Source organism: Streptomyces sp. NBC_00536 (genome assembly GCF_036346295.1).
In the GTDB taxonomy this organism is placed as follows: Bacteria; Actinomycetota; Actinomycetes; order Streptomycetales; family Streptomycetaceae; genus Streptomyces.
In genome coordinates, this window is record NZ_CP107819.1 from 2,544,164 (window position 1) to 2,560,477 (window position 16,314).

Annotated in this window: 16 protein-coding genes; 6 read left to right on the forward strand and 10 right to left on the reverse strand. The window is 70.2% G+C overall.

What is annotated here, in order from left to right; translation table 11 throughout:
- Positions 1-10: 10 nt before the first annotated feature.
- A complete protein-coding gene (locus OHS33_RS11040; protein ID WP_330330214.1) occupies positions 11-1,174 on the reverse strand; it encodes an HpcH/HpaI aldolase/citrate lyase family protein in 1,164 nt (387 codons plus the stop codon).
- A 217-nt stretch (positions 1,175-1,391) separates the two neighbouring features.
- Between OHS33_RS11040 and OHS33_RS11045 the strand changes: the two genes are divergently transcribed.
- Positions 1,392-2,186, forward strand: coding sequence for a TerD family protein (locus OHS33_RS11045; protein ID WP_330335003.1), 795 nt, complete (start codon positions 1,392-1,394; stop codon positions 2,184-2,186).
- Positions 2,187-2,273: 87 nt separating this feature from the next.
- Here OHS33_RS11045 and OHS33_RS11050 read toward each other — a convergent pair whose 3' ends face one another.
- From OHS33_RS11050 to OHS33_RS11075, 6 genes are all read right to left on the reverse strand, one after another.
- Complete coding sequence (locus tag OHS33_RS11050; protein WP_330335004.1) at positions 2,274-3,011, reverse strand: TerD family protein; 738 nt, start codon at positions 3,009-3,011, stop codon at positions 2,274-2,276.
- Between the two features lie 101 nt (positions 3,012-3,112).
- The gene (locus tag OHS33_RS11055) at positions 3,113-4,243 is read right to left on the reverse strand and encodes a DUF475 domain-containing protein (protein ID WP_330330215.1); all 1,131 of its coding nucleotides are present in this window, start codon (positions 4,241-4,243) and stop codon (positions 3,113-3,115) included.
- Positions 4,244-4,268: 25 nt separating this feature from the next.
- The gene (locus OHS33_RS11060) at positions 4,269-4,844 is read right to left on the reverse strand and encodes a TerD family protein (RefSeq protein WP_330330216.1); all 576 of its coding nucleotides are present in this window, start codon (positions 4,842-4,844) and stop codon (positions 4,269-4,271) included.
- Positions 4,845-4,952: 108 nt separating this feature from the next.
- Positions 4,953-5,528 (reverse strand): TerD family protein, encoded by a 576-nt coding sequence (locus OHS33_RS11065; RefSeq protein WP_330330217.1) that lies wholly within the window; start codon positions 5,526-5,528, stop codon positions 4,953-4,955.
- A 125-nt stretch (positions 5,529-5,653) separates the two neighbouring features.
- Positions 5,654-6,112 carry a peroxiredoxin gene (locus OHS33_RS11070; protein WP_330330218.1) on the reverse strand — a complete coding sequence of 153 codons (459 nt, stop codon included), beginning with the start codon at positions 6,110-6,112 and terminating at the stop codon, positions 5,654-5,656.
- Between the two features lie 144 nt (positions 6,113-6,256).
- Entirely contained in the window at positions 6,257-6,688 is a 432-nt protein-coding gene (locus tag OHS33_RS11075; RefSeq protein WP_283456717.1) for a DUF3052 domain-containing protein, read from the reverse strand.
- 435 nt (positions 6,689-7,123) lie between these two features.
- On the opposite strand from OHS33_RS11075, the gene aceE reads away from it, so the two are divergent.
- The gene (gene aceE / locus OHS33_RS11080) at positions 7,124-9,856 is read left to right on the forward strand and encodes a pyruvate dehydrogenase (acetyl-transferring), homodimeric type (RefSeq protein WP_330330219.1); all 2,733 of its coding nucleotides are present in this window, start codon (positions 7,124-7,126) and stop codon (positions 9,854-9,856) included.
- 79 nt (positions 9,857-9,935) lie between these two features.
- Entirely contained in the window at positions 9,936-10,751 is an 816-nt protein-coding gene (locus OHS33_RS11085; RefSeq protein ID WP_330330220.1) for a potassium channel family protein, read from the forward strand.
- On the opposite strand, the gene OHS33_RS11090 is transcribed toward OHS33_RS11085, so the two are convergent.
- Positions 10,732-11,112 carry a peptidase inhibitor family I36 protein gene (locus OHS33_RS11090; RefSeq protein ID WP_330330221.1) on the reverse strand — a complete coding sequence of 127 codons (381 nt, stop codon included), beginning with the start codon at positions 11,110-11,112 and terminating at the stop codon, positions 10,732-10,734. The two genes, OHS33_RS11085 and OHS33_RS11090, sit on opposite strands and share 20 nt — an antisense overlap.
- 433 nt (positions 11,113-11,545) lie before the next feature.
- Between OHS33_RS11090 and OHS33_RS11095 the strand changes: the two genes are divergently transcribed.
- The 3 genes from OHS33_RS11095 to OHS33_RS11105 all read left to right on the forward strand — a co-directional run bounded on the left by OHS33_RS11095 (position 11,546) and on the right by OHS33_RS11105 (position 14,599).
- Entirely contained in the window at positions 11,546-12,223 is a 678-nt protein-coding gene (locus tag OHS33_RS11095) for a TetR family transcriptional regulator (RefSeq protein WP_330330222.1), read from the forward strand.
- Between the two features lie 301 nt (positions 12,224-12,524).
- Positions 12,525-13,664, forward strand: coding sequence for an alpha/beta hydrolase (locus OHS33_RS11100; protein ID WP_330335005.1), 1,140 nt, complete (start codon positions 12,525-12,527; stop codon positions 13,662-13,664).
- Positions 13,665-13,729: 65 nt separating this feature from the next.
- Positions 13,730-14,599, forward strand: a complete 870-nt coding sequence (locus OHS33_RS11105) for a DUF4429 domain-containing protein (RefSeq protein ID WP_330330223.1) — start codon at positions 13,730-13,732, stop codon at positions 14,597-14,599.
- Positions 14,600-14,789: 190 nt separating this feature from the next.
- Here the strand turns inward: OHS33_RS11105 and OHS33_RS11110 are convergent, their stop codons facing one another.
- Together OHS33_RS11110 and OHS33_RS11115 are read right to left on the reverse strand one after the other, a co-directional pair.
- Positions 14,790-15,842, reverse strand: a complete 1,053-nt coding sequence (locus OHS33_RS11110; protein WP_330330224.1) for an aldo/keto reductase — start codon at positions 15,840-15,842, stop codon at positions 14,790-14,792.
- A complete protein-coding gene (locus tag OHS33_RS11115; protein WP_330330225.1) occupies positions 15,839-16,264 on the reverse strand; it encodes a MerR family transcriptional regulator in 426 nt (141 codons plus the stop codon). The genes OHS33_RS11110 and OHS33_RS11115 overlap by 4 nt, the downstream gene beginning before the upstream one ends.
- Positions 16,265-16,314: the final 50 nt, after the last annotated feature.

The following is a 16,314-nucleotide window of genomic DNA, read 5'->3' on the forward strand; positions in this document are numbered from 1 at the left end:
GATCCCGGCTTCAGACCTGGAGTCCGGCGGTGAGGAGATCGACGAAGCCGACCTCCTCCTTGGCCACACCGAAGACCTCCGCGCGCAGCATGGTGCGCTCGGCCCAGGCCCGGTGGGGCTTCACCTCGTTCATTTTGTTCGTATAGGCCGACCGCATCACTCCACCACCGCCGCGCTCCGGGCGCAGGATGTCCTGGGCGTCGCTGAACTCCTCGTGGGAGACCACCGACAGCGCGTGCACGGGGGTGACGTGCGCCGGGTGGATGCAGGTCTTGCCGAGCAGACCGTTGGCCCGGTCGAGTTCGATCTCGCGGAGCAGCCCGTCCAGGTCGTGCTCGATGAGCGCGGTGCGCAGTTCCTCGACGCCTTCCTCCAGGAAGGGGCTGCGGCGCAGCTGGGGCTTGAAGAGGCGCTGCTGGCTGCGGAAGTACTCCCAGACCGGGCCGGTGACGGTGAATCCGGTGCCGTCGGCCCGGCTCAGGACGTTGACCACGTCCGCGATCACGCCGGCGACGATCTGGACGTCGTACGCCGTCATGTCGGGCGTGCGGCGCAGTCCGTAGGCCGAGCAGAAGTCGGTCACGCCCAGGCGCAGCGCCAGGACGCGGTCGCGGTAGGCGTTGACCGTGCGCGAGATGCCCGCGAGGGCCTCCACGCGGGTTTCGAGGTGGAGCAGTTCGGGGGTTTCCAGGACGGGCATCGCGTAGAAGTGCTGTCCGGCCTGCTCCGCGGCCTGGCCGACGGCGTCGAGGAAGGCGGTTCCGCGACTCTCCGTGAATTTCGGCAGTACGAATCCGGCCAATCTGTGTGCCGCGCCGCCCAGGCGGCGTGCGAGATCGACTATCTGTTCGGGTTCGCGGACCCGAATGAAGAGCAGCGGGGCCTCGGTCCCGGCCGCGTCGATCTCGGCGAATTGCCGGACGAGGTTCTCCTCGGCGCCCGCGACCTCGGCGTCGCTGATGGAATCCTCCAGGCAGAGGACCATGGAGACGACTCCGCGGCGCGCCTGCTTGGCCACGTCGGCCGCCAGGTGGGGGCGGGTGGCGGGGCTGTAGAGGGTGGCGCCGAGCGCGGCGGCGAGCGTACGGGCGGGCGAAGCGGCGGTGAACTCGACCGGCTCCTGGTGGAAGAGGTCCTCGCGGACGGTGGGCGATATGTGCCCGAAGTGACGCATGTGCTTCCCCCGTACTGCCTCGGCGGCCCCATTGGCATGGCCGGTAATAGTACGTACGAATGAGTTCCAAGAGTTCCTCAAGCACATGAAGTTCGGGTAACCCTCTTGCACCATGCACAGCCCCAGGACGTCCGACAAGGGTTGCGGACGGCCCGCGGGCGACACTCCAGGGGGCCCGCATTGTCCCGGCCCGCCCCGGGAGGGCAGGATGACCGGCATGACGCACGCGATGCAGAAGGGCTCCAACATCCCGGTGACCGCCGCCGCGGTCCGGGCGGTGCTGCGCTGGACCGGCGGCCCCGAGGTGCCGGACGTGGACGCCTCGGCGCTGCTCGTGGGGGCGGACGGGCGTGTGCGTTCCGATGAGGACTTCGTCTTCTACAACCAGCCCCGGCACCCCTCCGGGGCGGTCTGGCGCCTGGGCAAGAAGCGGGTCGGCGACGGGATCACCGACGCCGTCCAGATGGACCTGGTCTCGGTGCCCGGCTGGGTGGACCGGGTGCTCGTGGTCGTCTCGGCCGAGGACGTGCCCTTCGAGCGGGTCGGGGACCTGCGGATCCTGCTCTACGACGCCACGGTCAGCGGGGGCGCCGAACCCCTCGCCTACTTCGACGTACGGCCCGAGACGGGCGCGGAGACGGCCCTGATGTGCGGGGAGGTCTACCGCCGGGGCGAGGGGTGGAAGTTCCGCGCGCTGGGCGAGGGCTACTCCAACGGGCTCGTCGGGCTGGCCACGGACCACGGGATCTCGGTGGACGACGGCGCGGAGGAACCGGACGCCGCGGCGGCGGGGGCCACGGGGCAGGCGGACCGGACGGCCGCGATGCGCCCGCCGACCCCGGATCCGACCCCGGCACCGGCCACCGCGCCGCCGGTGCCCGCGGTGGCGCCCACCCAGGCCCCGCCGGCCGCGCAGCCCGCCTACGGGTACCCGCAGCACGTGTCCCCGGTGCCGGTCGGCGACCCGTCCTTCCGGCTGCCGGTGCAGGGCCCGCAGTTCCTGCGCCGCTGAGCCGGGCGGGCCGGGCGGGCCGGGCGGGCCGGGCGGGCCGGGCGGGGCGGGCGGGGCTTCACGAGCACGCCCGGGGCCGCGGACGGCTCAGGCCTTGGTCTTGTAACCCCGCCCCCACTGGAGCCCCCAGCCGTACAGCCGGTCCAGCTCGGCCTGGAACCCGTAGACGAATTTGACCTCGCGCCGCACGACGAGTTCGCCCTTGACCTTCTCCAGCGAGACCACCGCGCAGGAACGCGCCTGCGGGTGGCGTTCCTCCAGGGGGATCTCTATCCGCGGGCCGGTGACCGGGAAGAGGGTCACCATGGCGTGCGTACGGTCGAAGGCCGGGGTCTGGTCGTAGATGTAGACGAAGACCAGCAGCCGCTTGATCTCGTCGGCGTGGTCGAGGTTGACGTAGAGGGTCTCACCGGACGCCGAACCGAACCGGTCGTCGCCGCTGAGCTTGACGTACGGCGGGTCGTTGATGTCCCCGAGCAGCTTGCCCAGGGGCTGTACGACCCCGCGCGTGCCGTCGGTCAGCTCGTACAGGCAGCCGAGGTCGAGGTCGACATTGACCACGCCCTGCGTGTGCGCCTGCACCATGTCCGGCTTGAACAGCTTGAACGGATGGCGGAAGAGCTGTCCGCTCGCGCCGGTGGGGCCGCCGAAGTCGGAGGTCCGCATCCGCCAGGACAGGTTGACGCGCAGATTGCCGTGGACCGCCCCCTGTTTGGTGAGCGACACCGTGGGATGCCGTTTCGTCAGTTCGATCGCGTTCGACGACGCGCTTCCCGACTGGAACTGCGAGGCGCGGGCGCCCCTGAGGCCGTCGAAGAAGTCGATGAAGCCCATGTCATCCCCCCTGGGTTCGCACACGCGGGACGGGGCGGCCCGGGAGTACCCCGCGCCGCCCCGCAGTTGAGCGTTCCGCATTACCGCCGTGATCATGCCTCGGCGGCGACCTCCTGCGGTGCGGAATCCTCAAGAGCCAGGCGCTTGTTGCGGCGGACCGAGGACCAGAAGGACCAGGCGATCAGCAGCACGCCGACGAGGCCGGTGATGACCTCGTGGATCTCGTACTGGATGGTGACGAGCAGGATGACGGCGAGCGCGCCGATCGCGTAGTGCGCGCCGTGCTCCAGGTAGACGTAGTCGTCGAGGGTGCCCTGGCGGACCAGGTAGACCGTCAGCGACCGGACGTACATGGCACCGATGCCGAGGCCGAGGGCCATCAGCACGATGTCGTTGGTGATCGCGAAGGCGCCGATGACCCCGTCGAAGGAGAAGGACGCGTCCAGGACCTCCAGGTAGAGGAACATGAAGAACGCGGCCTTGCCCGCCATGACGACCGCGGAGACGGGGTTGCCGCTCTTCTTCGCGGCTTCCTCCGCCTCGTGCTCGGCCTCTTCCTCCTCTTCGAGCTTGTTCTCGAAGTAGCCGGAGAGACCGCCGACGATCATGTAGGTGATCAGACCGGCGATGCCGGAGATCAGCACGGTCTGCGCCTTGTCCACTTCCAGGCCGCCGTGCTGGTGGGCGTGGGCGGCGAAGGTGAACGAGGTGATCAGCAGGGCGATCAGCGCGATGCAGGCGGACAGCATGTCGATCTTGCCGAGCTTGGCGAGGGGACGCTCAAGCCAGGCGAGCCACTTGATGTCCCGGTCCTCGAAGATGAAGTCGAGGAAGATCATCAGCAGGAACATGCCACCGAAGGCCGCGATGGCCGGGTGGGCGTCGGTGACCAGTTCCTGATAGTGGTTCTTGTTGGTCATCGCGAGATCGACGGCCTCGATGGGCCCGATCTTGGCGGTGACCGCCACGATCACGACGGGGAAGACCAGGCGCATGCCGAACACGGCGATGAGGACGCCCACGGTGAGGAAGATCTTCTGCCAGAAGGCATTCATCTTCTTCAGGATTCCGGCGTTGACCACCGCGTTGTCGAAGGACAGCGAGATCTCCAGGACGGACAGGATCGCGACGATCCCGAACGCGGTCCACCCCCCGTAGAGAACCGCCGCGGCCAGGCCGAGCGCGGTAATCGCGAACGACCAGCCGAAGGTTTTCAGAACCACGGGCACCCCATCGTCTTGTACGGCTTTACGAAACGTTGACCCCGAAGTCTAGAGCGATGCCCCGCAGGCCCGACGCGTACCCCTGCCCCACGGCCCTGAACTTCCATTCGGCGCCGTACCGGTAGACCTCGCCGAAGATCATCGCGGTCTCGCTGGAGGCGTCCTCGGAGAGGTCGTAACGCGCCAACTCCACGCCGTCCGCCTGGTTCACCACGCGAATGTAGGCATTGCTGACCTGGCCGAAGGACTGCCCGCGGGCATCGGCGTCGTGGATGGAGACCGGGAAGACGATCTTGTCGCAGGCCGCCGGGACCTTCGTCAGGTCGATCAGGACCGACTCGTCGTCGCCTTCACCCTCACCGGTGAGGTTGTCCCCCGTGTGTTCGACGGACCCCTCGGGGCTCTTCAGGTTGTTGTAGAAGACGAAGTACTCGTCTCCGAGCACCCGGCCGCCCGCGCACAGCAGTGCGCTGGCGTCGAGGTCGAAGTCCGCACCCGTGGTCGAGCGCGCGTCCCAGCCGAGGCCGACCAGCAGCCGGGTCAGGTTCGGTGCGGCCTTGGAGAGGGAGACATTGCCCCCTTTGGCGAGTGTGACGCCCATTGTTGTGGTCCTCCCCGGAGATGTGCCGGCGACGGTACGCCGATGAAGAACATCCGGCGCCGTACACGACTGTGCACGGCGCCGGACGGTGAACTGCTGGTCCCTCGGTCAGACGTTGACGCCGAAGTCCTGCGCGATGCCGCGCAGACCCGAGGCGTAGCCCTGGCCGATGGCACGGAACTTCCACTCCGCGCCGTTGCGGTACAGCTCGCCGAAGACCATGGCGGTCTCGGTCGAGGCGTCCTCGGAGAGGTCGTAGCGGGCCAGCTCGGTGTTGTCGGCCTGGTTCACGACGCGGATGTACGCGTTGCGGACCTGGCCGAAGCTCTGCTGACGGGCTTCGGCCTCGTAGATCGAGACCGGGAAGACGATCTTGTTGACGTCGGCCGGGACACCGGCGAGGTTGACCTTGATGGCCTCGTCGTCGCCCTCGCCCTCACCGGTGGTGTTGTCACCGGTGTGCTCGACCGAGCCGTCGGGGCTCTTCAGGTTGTTGAAGAACACGAAGTTGGCGTCGCTGGCGACCTTGCCCTGGTCGTTGGTCAGGATCGCGCTGGCGTCGAGGTCGAAGTCGACACCGGTGGTGGTCCGAGCGTCCCAGCCCAGTCCGACGATGACCGCCGTCAGGTTCGGCGCGGCCTTGGTCAGCGAGACGTTGCCGCCCTTGCTGAGGCTGACTCCCACGGGTCCTCCATTGGTTTCGTGTGGGGCGGGGCCCCGTCGTGCGGTTGCTACCGGATCAACGCTTCGATCCTAGTGACGGGTTCCCGCCCGGACGGGGTTTTCGTACGGAAACGTGCGATAGCGACTCAGATGCTGTCGAGCGCCTTGATGTACTCGTTCAGGTCACGCGCGTCGGGCAGCCCGTTGACGACGGTCCAGCGCACGATGCCGTCCTTGTCGATGATGAAGGTGCCGCGGACCGCGCAGCCCTTCTCCTCGTCGAAGACGCCGTAGGCGCGGGAGGTCTCGCCGTGCGGCCAGAAGTCCGACAGCAGCGGGTACTCCAGCCCCTCCTGCTCGCCGAAGACGCGCAGGGTCGGCACGGAGTCGTTGGAGACCGCCAGCAGCTGTACGTCGTCGTTCTGGAACCGCGGCAGCTGGTCGCGCAGCTCGCACAGCTCGCCCGTGCAGACGCCGGTGAAGGCGAAGGGGTAGAAGAGCAGGACCACGGCCTTCTCGCCGCGGAAATCGGCGAGCCGCACGGTGGCGCCGTGATTGTCCTTCAGTACGAAGTCCGGGGCCTTGGTGCCGACCTCGATCGCCATCTCTCGTATCCCTTCATTGAGCCGTTCGGGTGAGGCCCAGCCTAGGCGAGGCCTTGGCAGGACCGTATGCGCCCGGGGGTAGGAACAGCAGAAACCCCGCCGACCGGGGCCGACGGGGTTCCTGCGCTTGCTCTGGGCGCGTGGCTAGCGCTTGGACTTGGCGGCCTTGGGGGTCACCAGCTTGCTGGCGGCCCACTCCTTGCCGACGCTGACGCTCTTGGTCTGCGCCAGGCCCGCCGTCTGGGCGGCCTCGCTGATGTCGCTGGCCTCGACGTAACCGGGACGACCGGTCTTGGGGGTCAGCAGCAGGATCAGTGCGCCGTCCTCCACCAAGTTGATGGAGTCGACCAGCGTGTCCGTCAGATCGCCGTCTTCGTCCCGGAACCAGAGCAGCACCGCATCGGCGACGTCGTCGTACTCCTCGTCGACGAGGTCGCTGCCGATGTGATCCTCGATGGCCTCACGGAATTCCTGATCGACGTCATCGTCGTAGCCGATCTCCTGGACCACCTGTTCGGACTCGAAACCCAGCCTGGAAACCAGACTGGTCTCCGCGTGGTCCGCGGTCGCGCTCACGGGGTGCCTCCTGCTCATGTATCGGTGAATGTCTTCGGCGGCGCGCGTACGCGCAGCATTGGGCGTAGTCCACACGGACGCGGCGGATCGCGCAAGTACCCGGCGGCCGAGACCGTCGAAACGGTGACGATTACGGCCGTCTCGCCGCAACTTTAAGCCTGCCCGCGCGAACCCCTCGTGATTCATCCCACACCATTGCGCCGCTTTCGGCACCTGATGGGGACTTTGGCACTTGTTTGAGGGACGAACGGCCTTACGAAGCCGCTGATCGACTTGGGCGTAAGGTTGCGATTTGGCCGGACCCGCTTCCCGCCCCTTGAGTGTGGCCTGATATTCCAGCGGTTACCCAGCGGTACAGATGACGATTTCGGCCGAGCGGTAGACGATGGGAGCCGGCGAACCCAGGCACGACTCCCCCGACAGCGAAGGAACAGCGTGGCTTCCGCATCCGATCGCAACCCGATCATCATTGGCGGCCTGCCGAGTCAGGTCCCGGACTTCGATCCGGAGGAGACTCAGGAGTGGCTCGACTCCCTCGACTCAGCCGTCGACGAGCGGGGCCGCGAGCGTGCCCGCTACCTGATGCTGCGGCTGATCGAGCGGGCCCGTGAGAAGCGCGTGGCCGTGCCCGAGATGCGCAGCACGGACTACGTCAACACCATCGCCACCAAGGACGAGCCCTTCTTCCCCGGCAACGAGGAGATCGAGCGCAAGGTCCTCAACGCCACCCGCTGGAACGCGGCCGTCATGGTCTCGCGCGCCCAGCGCCCCGGCATCGGGGTCGGCGGCCACATCGCCACCTTCGCCTCCTCCGCCTCGCTCTACGACGTGGGCTTCAACCACTTCTTCCGGGGCAAGGACGAGGGTGACGGCGGCGACCAGATCTTCTTCCAGGGCCACGCCTCCCCCGGCATCTACGCCCGCGCCTACCTCCTGGACCGGCTCTCCGAGCAGCAGCTCGACGCGTTCCGCCAGGAGAAGTCGAAGGCCCCCTACGGCCTCTCCAGCTACCCGCACCCGCGGCTGATGCCGGACTTCTGGGAGTTCCCGACCGTCTCGATGGGCCTCGGCCCGCTCGGCGCGATCTACCAGGCGCGGATGAACCGGTACATGGAGGCGCGCGGGATCGCGGACACCTCCAAGTCACACGTCTGGGCGTACCTCGGTGACGGCGAGATGGACGAGCCGGAGTCGCTCGGCCAGCTCTCCATCGCCGCCCGCGAGAACCTCGACAACCTGACCTTCGTCGTCAACTGCAACCTGCAGCGCCTCGACGGCCCGGTGCGCGGCAACGGCAAGATCATGCAGGAGCTGGAGTCGCAGTTCCGCGGCGCCGGCTGGAACGTCATCAAGCTGATCTGGGACCGCTCCTGGGACCCGCTGCTGGCCCAGGACCGCGACGGCATCCTGGTCAACAAGATGAACACCACCCCCGACGGGCAGTTCCAGACGTACGCCACCGAGTCCGGCGCGTACATCCGGGAGCACTTCTTCGGCGGCGACCACCGGCTGCGCGCGATGGTCGAGAACATGTCCGACCAGCAGATCCAGCACCTGGGCCGCGGCGGGCACGACCACAAGAAGGTCTACGCGGCCTACGCGGCGGCCAAGGCCCACAAGGGCCAGCCGACCGTGATCCTGGCCCAGACGGTCAAGGGCTGGACGCTGGGCCCGAACTTCGAGGGCCGCAACGCGACCCACCAGATGAAGAAGCTGACGGTCGACGACCTCAAGCGCTTCCGCGACCGGCTGCACATCCCGATCACGGACCAGCAGCTCGAAGGCGGCGCCCCGCCGTACTACCACCCGGGCCGCAATTCGCCCGAGATCCAGTACATGCACGACCGGCGCAGCGCCCTGGGCGGCTACGTGCCGACCCGTGTGGTGCGCGCCAAGCCGCTCCAGCTGCCGGGCGACGCGACGTACGCGGCCGCCAAGAAGGGTTCGGGACAGCAGTCGATCGCCACCACCATGGCCTTCGTCCGCATCCTGAAGGACCTGATGCGGGACAAGGAGATCGGCCGCCGGTTCGTGCTGATCGCGCCCGACGAGTACCGCACCTTCGGCATGGACGCGTTCTTCCCGAGCGCCAAGATCTACAACCCGCTGGGCCAGCAGTACGAGGCGGTCGACCGTGACCTGCTGCTCGCGTACAAGGAGTCCCCGACCGGCCAGATGCTGCACGACGGCATCTCGGAGGCGGGCTGCACGGCCTCGCTGATCGCCGCGGGTTCGGCGTACGCGACGCACGGCGAGCCGCTGATCCCGGTCTACGTCTTCTACTCGATGTTCGGTTTCCAGCGCACCGGTGACCAGTTCTGGCAGATGGCCGACCAGCTCGCGCGCGGTTTCGTGCTCGGCGCGACCGCGGGCCGGACCACCCTCACGGGTGAGGGCCTCCAGCACGCCGACGGTCACTCCCAGCTGCTGGCCTCGACCAACCCGGGCTGTGTCGCCTACGACCCGGCCTACGGGTACGAGATCGCGCACATCGTCAAGGACGGTCTGCGCCGGATGTACGGCCCGGCCGCCGAGGACGTCTTCTACTACATGACCGTCTACAACGAGCCGATCCAGCACCCGGCCGAGCCCTCCGACGTCGATGTGGACGGCATCCTCAAGGGCATCCACCGGATCTCGCGGGGCACCGCGGGCACCGTCCCGGCGCAGCTCATGGCCTCGGGCGTGGCGGTGCCGTGGGCGCTGGAGGCGCAGCGGATCCTGGCCGCCGAGTGGAACGTCCGGGCGGACGTCTGGTCGGCGACCTCCTGGAACGAGCTGCGGCGCGACGCCGTCGAGGTGGAGACGCACAACCTGCTCCACCCCGAGGAGGACCAGCGCGTCCCGTACGTGACGCGCAAGCTGTCCGGCGCCGAGGGGCCGTTCGTGGCCGTCTCGGACTGGATGCGGGCGGTCCCGGACCAGATCGCGCGCTGGGTGCCCGGCGCGTACACCTCGCTGGGCGCGGACGGCTTCGGCTTCGCGGACACGCGCGGCGCGGCGCGGCGCTTCTTCCACATCGACGCCCAGTCGGTGGTGCTGGCGACGCTGACCGAGCTGGCGAAGGCCGGGCAGGTCGACCGCTCGGTGCTCAAGCAGGCCATCGACCGCTACCAGCTGCTCGACGTCACCGCGGCCGATCCGGGCGCGGCGGGCGGCGACGCGTAGCCGTCACGCCACCGTTTTCGACGGGGGCGCCGGGGACTCGGTCCCCGGCGCCCCCGCGTCGTTCCTTACGATGCCCCGCATGAAGGATCAGCCCGCGCAGCTCCGCTGGGAGCGTCACACCCAGCTCCCCCTGCTCGTGTGCGCGGTGGCCTTCGGCGTCGCGTACGCCGTTCCGATCATCGTCCCGGACGCGGACCCGTCGGTGCACGAGGCGTGCCTGCTGACGGAGTGGGTGGTGTGGAGCGTGTTCGCGGGGGACTACGCGGTGCGGCTGGGACTGGCCGCGGACCGGCGGCTGTTCGTGCGGACGCACTGGCTGGACCTGGCGGCGGTGCTGCTGCCGATGATCCAGCCGCTGCGGCTGCTGCGGCTGGTGTCCACACTGCTGCTGGTGGGGCGGCGGGCCCGGATGGCCCCGCAGGTCCGGCTGACGACGTACGTCGCGGGGGCGGTGGTGGGGCTGCTGATGTTCGGCTCGCTGGCCGTGCTGAGCGTGGAGCGCGACGCGCCGAACGGGAACATCAAGAACCTCGGGGACGCGGTGTGGTGGTCCTTCACCACGATGACCACCGTCGGCTACGGCGACCACTCCCCCACCACGGGCCTGGGCCGGGTGCTCGCGGTGGGTCTGATGCTGTCCGGGATCGCGCTGCTCGGTGTGGTGACCGCGAACATCGCGGCCTGGTTCATCTCCCGGTTCGAGCGCGACGACCACGCGGAGCGGCTGCAGGCGGCCGCGCTCACCGAACTGGCCGAGGAGGTACGGGCCCTGCGCGCCGAGGTCGCCCGGCTCGGCCGGGTGGCCCCGGGCGCGGGGACCGACGTACCGGCTCCGCACCCGGAGCCCGGGGCGGCGGCTCCGGCCGCCGCTTCGGCTATCGCTCCCACACCTTGAACGCCCTCACCTGGTAGGGGGACTGGGGCAGCCAGGTGCCGTCACCGGAGTAGGTCTGGAACTCCCCGGTCTCGGCGCACTCGGCCGACTGGTAGGTGGTCACCTGCCGTCCGGTGCGGTTGGCGAGGCCCTGCGCGTTCTTGCCCGGCGGCAGCGAGACGCAGTCGTTGGTGGTGATCTCGGTCAGTTCGAAGATCTGCTTCGCGCCCTTGAAGTCCGGGTTCGCCCAGAAGCACAGCTGTCCGGTGGCGCATGCCCCGAGCGGCGGCGGCCCGGCGGCGTGGGCGGCCGAGGCCGCGCCGGGGAGCAGGGTGGTGGCGGCCAGGAACACGGCGGCGAGCACGGTGGAACTCGTACGCATGACGGGTCAACTCCTTGTGGTCACAAGGCACTCGGACGGGTGGCCCGGTGGGCCGGCGGTCCGTCGCGAGTGCCGCTGACACCACGCTGACCTGCGAAGACGGTCGGGCGGAAGACCCTCCGGGCCGGTCCACCCGGATAGGCGACAGCCCCGCCGGACGGGTCCGGCGGGGCTGTCGGCGCCACGGAGTTGACCCCTCCGGAGCGCCCGCGCCGACGAAGGCGGTGTTCCCGCCTGACACGAAGGTGTCATGGGCGACCGGGGCGAGCGCCTTCGCGAGGCCGGTGACAGTGACAGAGACAGCGCCAGAGACAGCGACGCAGACACCGACTGACACTTCACAAACGGCTCAACAAGACAGCAACTGTCAGGTCGGTCACAGATACCCTGACCGCCCACCCCGCCCCGCAGCCCGAAAGAGGACCCCGCGGTGATGACCGACCAGCGGCCCGGCGCACCGGCGGCGCTCCCCGTACCCGCGCCGATCGCGCCCCCCGGCCTGCGCGAACGCAAGAAGCGCCGCACCCGGGACGCCCTGCTGCGCTCCTCCCTCGTCCTCTTCACCACGCAGGGCTACGAGGAGACGACCGTCGACGAGATCACCGACGCCGTCGAGGTCTCCCAGCGCACCTTCTTCCGCTACTTCGCCAACAAGGAAGAGGTCGCCTTCGCCGTCCAGGACCTGGTGGAGTCCCACTTCGTGGCCGCGCTCGGCGCGCGCCCGGCCGACGAGGGCCCGCTGGCGGCCATGCGGAACGCGGTGCTCACCGCCTGGGACACCATCGAGGAGGCCATCGGCGAGGTGGTCCCGGTCGACCTGCACATGCGGGCCTACCAGCTCATCGAGTGCACGCCCGCGCTGCTCGCCATCCACCTGCGCCGCTCCACCGAGCTGGAGGAGCGGATCGCCCGGCTCATCGCGGTGCGCGAGGGGCTCGACGTGGACACCGATCCACGGCCCCGGGTGGCGGTGGCCGCGTTCTCCGGGGTGATGCGGGTGACCGGGCGGCTGTGGGGGAAGGGCGAGGACACAAGCGTGGCCGCGATCCGCCGGATGACCGAGGACTACCTCGACCAGATCGGCCCGGCCCTGGCCGCCGACTGGCGCTGAGCCCCGGGGCGGGCACGGAAGGCCGCCGGGGCGCCCGCCGGGGGGCCGCCGGGGGCCCGCGGGTACCTGCCGGGTGCCCTCCGGTGCCCGATTCGTACCTGAACGGAACGGTCCCGCGCCCGTCAGTGACGGCGCCGCCCGGAGGCCCGTGACCCCTGTCACCCGGCGTGCCGCAGCCGGAAAAGGTCTCCTAGGCTGTCCTCCAGTGAACCTGTCCGGCCTGCACGGCCCTGCCTCCCCCGCCACCTCCTCCAGCCCCGGCGCGCTCCACGCGTGGCTCGCGCTCGCGGTGGTCTTCGTCATGCTGGCGACGACCGGCTGGACGGCCGTGCACCGGCCCGAGGAGAACGTCTCGGCCCGCAGAGTGGCCCTCGCCTCCTGGTCCGGGGCCCGGATCGGCGGCCGCCCCGTACCGTCCGCCGACGCCCCCATACGCACCGTCGCGCGGTTCTTCTCCGAACTCGACGGGCCCGAGCGGGACCGGCTCGCCGACACCTACCCGCTGGTCGTCGGCAACCTCGACGGGGTACCCGCGCAGACCCGCTTCCGGGCCAACCGGCGCTCCCTCGCCCAGGCGAGCCGGACCGAGGAGAAGCGCGCCCAGGACGTGTCGCTGACCCCGGCCGACCGGGACGAGGCGAGCCGGCGGGAGCACCGCCTGGAATCCCTGGCCGACCCCGCGCGGCAGGTCCTCGTCTTCGACCCGACCGGCGACGGCCTGGTCGCCGAGGTCTTCGGCGACCTGGACCGGGCGCAGCGCGTCTCGGTGATCGTGCCCGGCGTCGACACCGACCTGCTCACCTTCGAACGTTCGCAGCGCCGTTACAGCGCTCCGGTCGGCATGGCCGAATCCCTCTACGAGGCCGAGCGCGCGGCGGCTCCGGGCACCCGGACCGCGGTCATCGCCTGGGCCGGGTACGTCAGCCCCACCGGGCTCGGTGTGGACGCGGCGACCGGCCGGCTGGCCGCGCAGGGCGCCGTACGGCTGGAATCGCTGGCGGCGGCCCTGCCCGGGGACGCGTCGGTGGCGCTGTTCTGCCACAGCTACGGATCGGTGGTGTGCGGGGTCGCCGCCCGCGACCTGCCGCGCCGGGTGACGGACGTGGTGGTCTCGGGCAGCCCCGGCATGCGCGTGCAGAACGCCGCCGAGCTGGACACCTCGGCCCGGGTCTGGGCGATGCGGGACTCCGGGGACTGGATCGCGGACGTACCGCACCTGGAACTCGGCGGGGTCGGGCACGGGGCGGATCCGGTGTCGCCCGCCTTCGGCGCGCGGCGGCTCTCGGCCGCCGGGGCGAAGAGCCACACCGGCTATTTCGAGCCAGGAACCGGCTCGTTGGCGAACTTCGCGCGAATCGGAACCGGTTCGTACGGTTCCGCGGTATGTGCGACCGGGGACGACTCCTGCCGACGCGGAATTTCCGGTACAGAAGCTCCCTGACGCGCGTAGAGGGCCGGAAAACGACCCTCGCAGTCAGGGGACGCGCAGGCCTGCCGCCCTTTACGATGAGCCGCATGGGTGACGTACTGGCCGGAAACCATGCCGTCTGGGAGTTCGACTCGGACTCGGTGCTCATCCGCTTCGAACGGGGGATGTCCGCACTGCGGATGCCGCGGCTCTGGCATGCGCTGGGGCAACGACGCATCCCCCACGAGGCGTTGTCCGAGGTGAATGTGACCGTGACCGCGGGAAAGCGGGACACGGTGGTCCTGCGTGCCGTCCCGCGGCCCGGAGCGGATCCGCTGATGGAGGCCGCCGCGGGACAGCTGAAGGACATCTGCGACCCGTACCGGCTGGTGCTGCCCGCCGACCGGGCGCCGCTGGCCGCCGCGCTGGCCGACGGACTGCGGGCCCGGCTCGGGCCGGACCCCGCCGAACCGGCCCCGCGCTTCCTCGTCGAGGCGCCGAAGCCGCCGCTCCACCTCAAGGCGTACGACGCCCGGGCGACGCTCGACGAGAGCGGGGTCAATTTCCGCTGGTCGCGGACCGGCGCCTCCAGCACCAAGTGGAAGGCGGGCGACCGGCATTACCCGCTGGCCTCGCTGACCGGCGTCGAATGGCGCTCGCCGGAGCAGCCCGGCGGGTACCTGCGGCTGCGCTCCCGCGAGGACGGCGACGAGGCCCCGGCTCCGGAGCACGACCCGGCGGTGGTGCTGTTCGCCCTCGGGTACGGCGGGGTGCACGAATCCCTGCCCTTCGCGGCGGCGGTGCTGGCGGCGGTACGGGGGCGGACGCCGGTGGCGGCCGGGCCGCTGGCGGCCCCGTCCCCGCGGGAGCCGGACCGGATGCGGCACCTCGGCGAGCTGCACGGGGCGGGGCTGCTGACCGATGCCGAGTACGCGGCGCTGCGGGACCGGTTCGCGCCGGGGGCGTGACCCCTGGCCGGGGGGCCGGGCCGGTGCCGGGCCGCTGCGCGGGGCCCTTGCGCCTGCGGCGCGGGCGTCCTCAATCGCCGGACGGGCTTGAGTTGGGCCCCCGGCCCGGGGGCGAGTGCTCCCCCGGTGGGTGGTGTCCTCAAACGCCGGACGGGCTTGGGTTGGCCCCCGGGCCCGCGGCTTGAATTGGTCAGGATTCGCGGGCCGTTGAGGTGGAGCTCATGTCGGGGTAGCGGTCGCCCTCGACCTGGGCGGCGATCGGCTCCAGCAGGGCGAGGTCGGCGTCCGTCAGGGTGATGCGGGTCGCCGCCGTGTTCTCCGCGAGGCGGCTCCGCTTGCGGGTGCCCGGGATCGGGACGACCGTCAGCCCGTGGACCGCCGCCCGCTGCTGCACCCAGGCCAGCGCGATCTGCGCCGGGGTGGCCCCGTGCGCCGCCGCGATCCGGCGGACCGGCTCCAGCAGCGCGGCGTTGGCCTTGGCGTTGTCCCCGGTGAACCGCGGCTGGTAGCGCCGGAAGTCGCCCTCCGCCAGCTCCGCGCCCGCGTCCGCGAACGCCCCGGTCAGGAAGCCGCGCCCGAGCGGCGAGTAGGGCACGAAGGCGACGCCCAGCTCCGCCGCCGCGCCGACCGCGCTGCGCTCCACGTCCCGGCTGAAGAGGGACCACTCCGACTGGAGCGCGGCGATCGGATGCACCGCGTGCGCCTCGCGCAGCTCGGCGCCGGTGACCTCGCTCAGGCCCAGGTGGCGGACCTTGCCCTCGGCCACCAGCTCCGCCATCGCGCCCACGGACTCCGCGAACGGCACCTGCGGGTCGCGCCGGTGCATGTAGTACAGGTCGATGACGTCCACGCCGAGCCGCCGCAGGCTGCCCTCGACGGACTCGCGGACGTACGCCGCGTCGTTGCGCACGGCCCGGAACTGCGGGTCGTCGGAGCGCTCGATGGCGAACTTCGTGGCCAGGGTGATCTCGTCCCGGTGCGCGGCGACGAAGGGCGCGAGGAACTCCTCGTTCCGCCCGCGCCCGTACACGTCGGCCGTGTCGAAGAGGGTGACCCCGGCCTCCAGGGCCGCGTCCAGGGTGTCGCGGGCCGCCGCCTCGTCCGTGTCGCCGTAGAACTCGCTGATGCCCATGCAGCCGAGACCCTGTATGCCGACCAGCGGGCCGCCCTTGCCCAGTTCGACCTGTGCGATCTTGTCCGCCGAGGCGTTCGAGGTGTTCGAGGTGTTCGAGGTGTTCGTCATGACTGCGCCTTCCCCTGCTTCATGTCCGTGTCCGTGTCCGTGTGCGTGATGTCAGACGGTTCCGCGTAAAAGCCGATCTTGAAGTCCAGTACCGCGAGCGCGTCCGTCAGCTCGTCGATGCGCGCCCGCACATCGCGCCGCGTCCGTTCCAGCAGCTCCCGCCGCTCGTCGAAGGTGTGCTGGCCCTCGCGCACCAGTTCCGCGTAGCGGACCATGTCCGCCACCGACATCCCGGTGGCGCGCAGCTTGCCGACGAAGGCGAGCCAGTCGAGGTCCTTGTCGCTGAACCGGCGCTGACCCGAGTGCGAGCGGTCCACGTGCGGCATCAGGCCGATCCGTTCGTACCAGCGCAAGGTGTGCTGGGTCAGACCGGTCCGGGCCTCGACCTCGCTGATCGTGTACCGCGTCTGCGTCAGGCTCATGACCTCCACGCTAAAACCCTTGAGTGCACTCCAAGCAAGTAGGCTCGGCC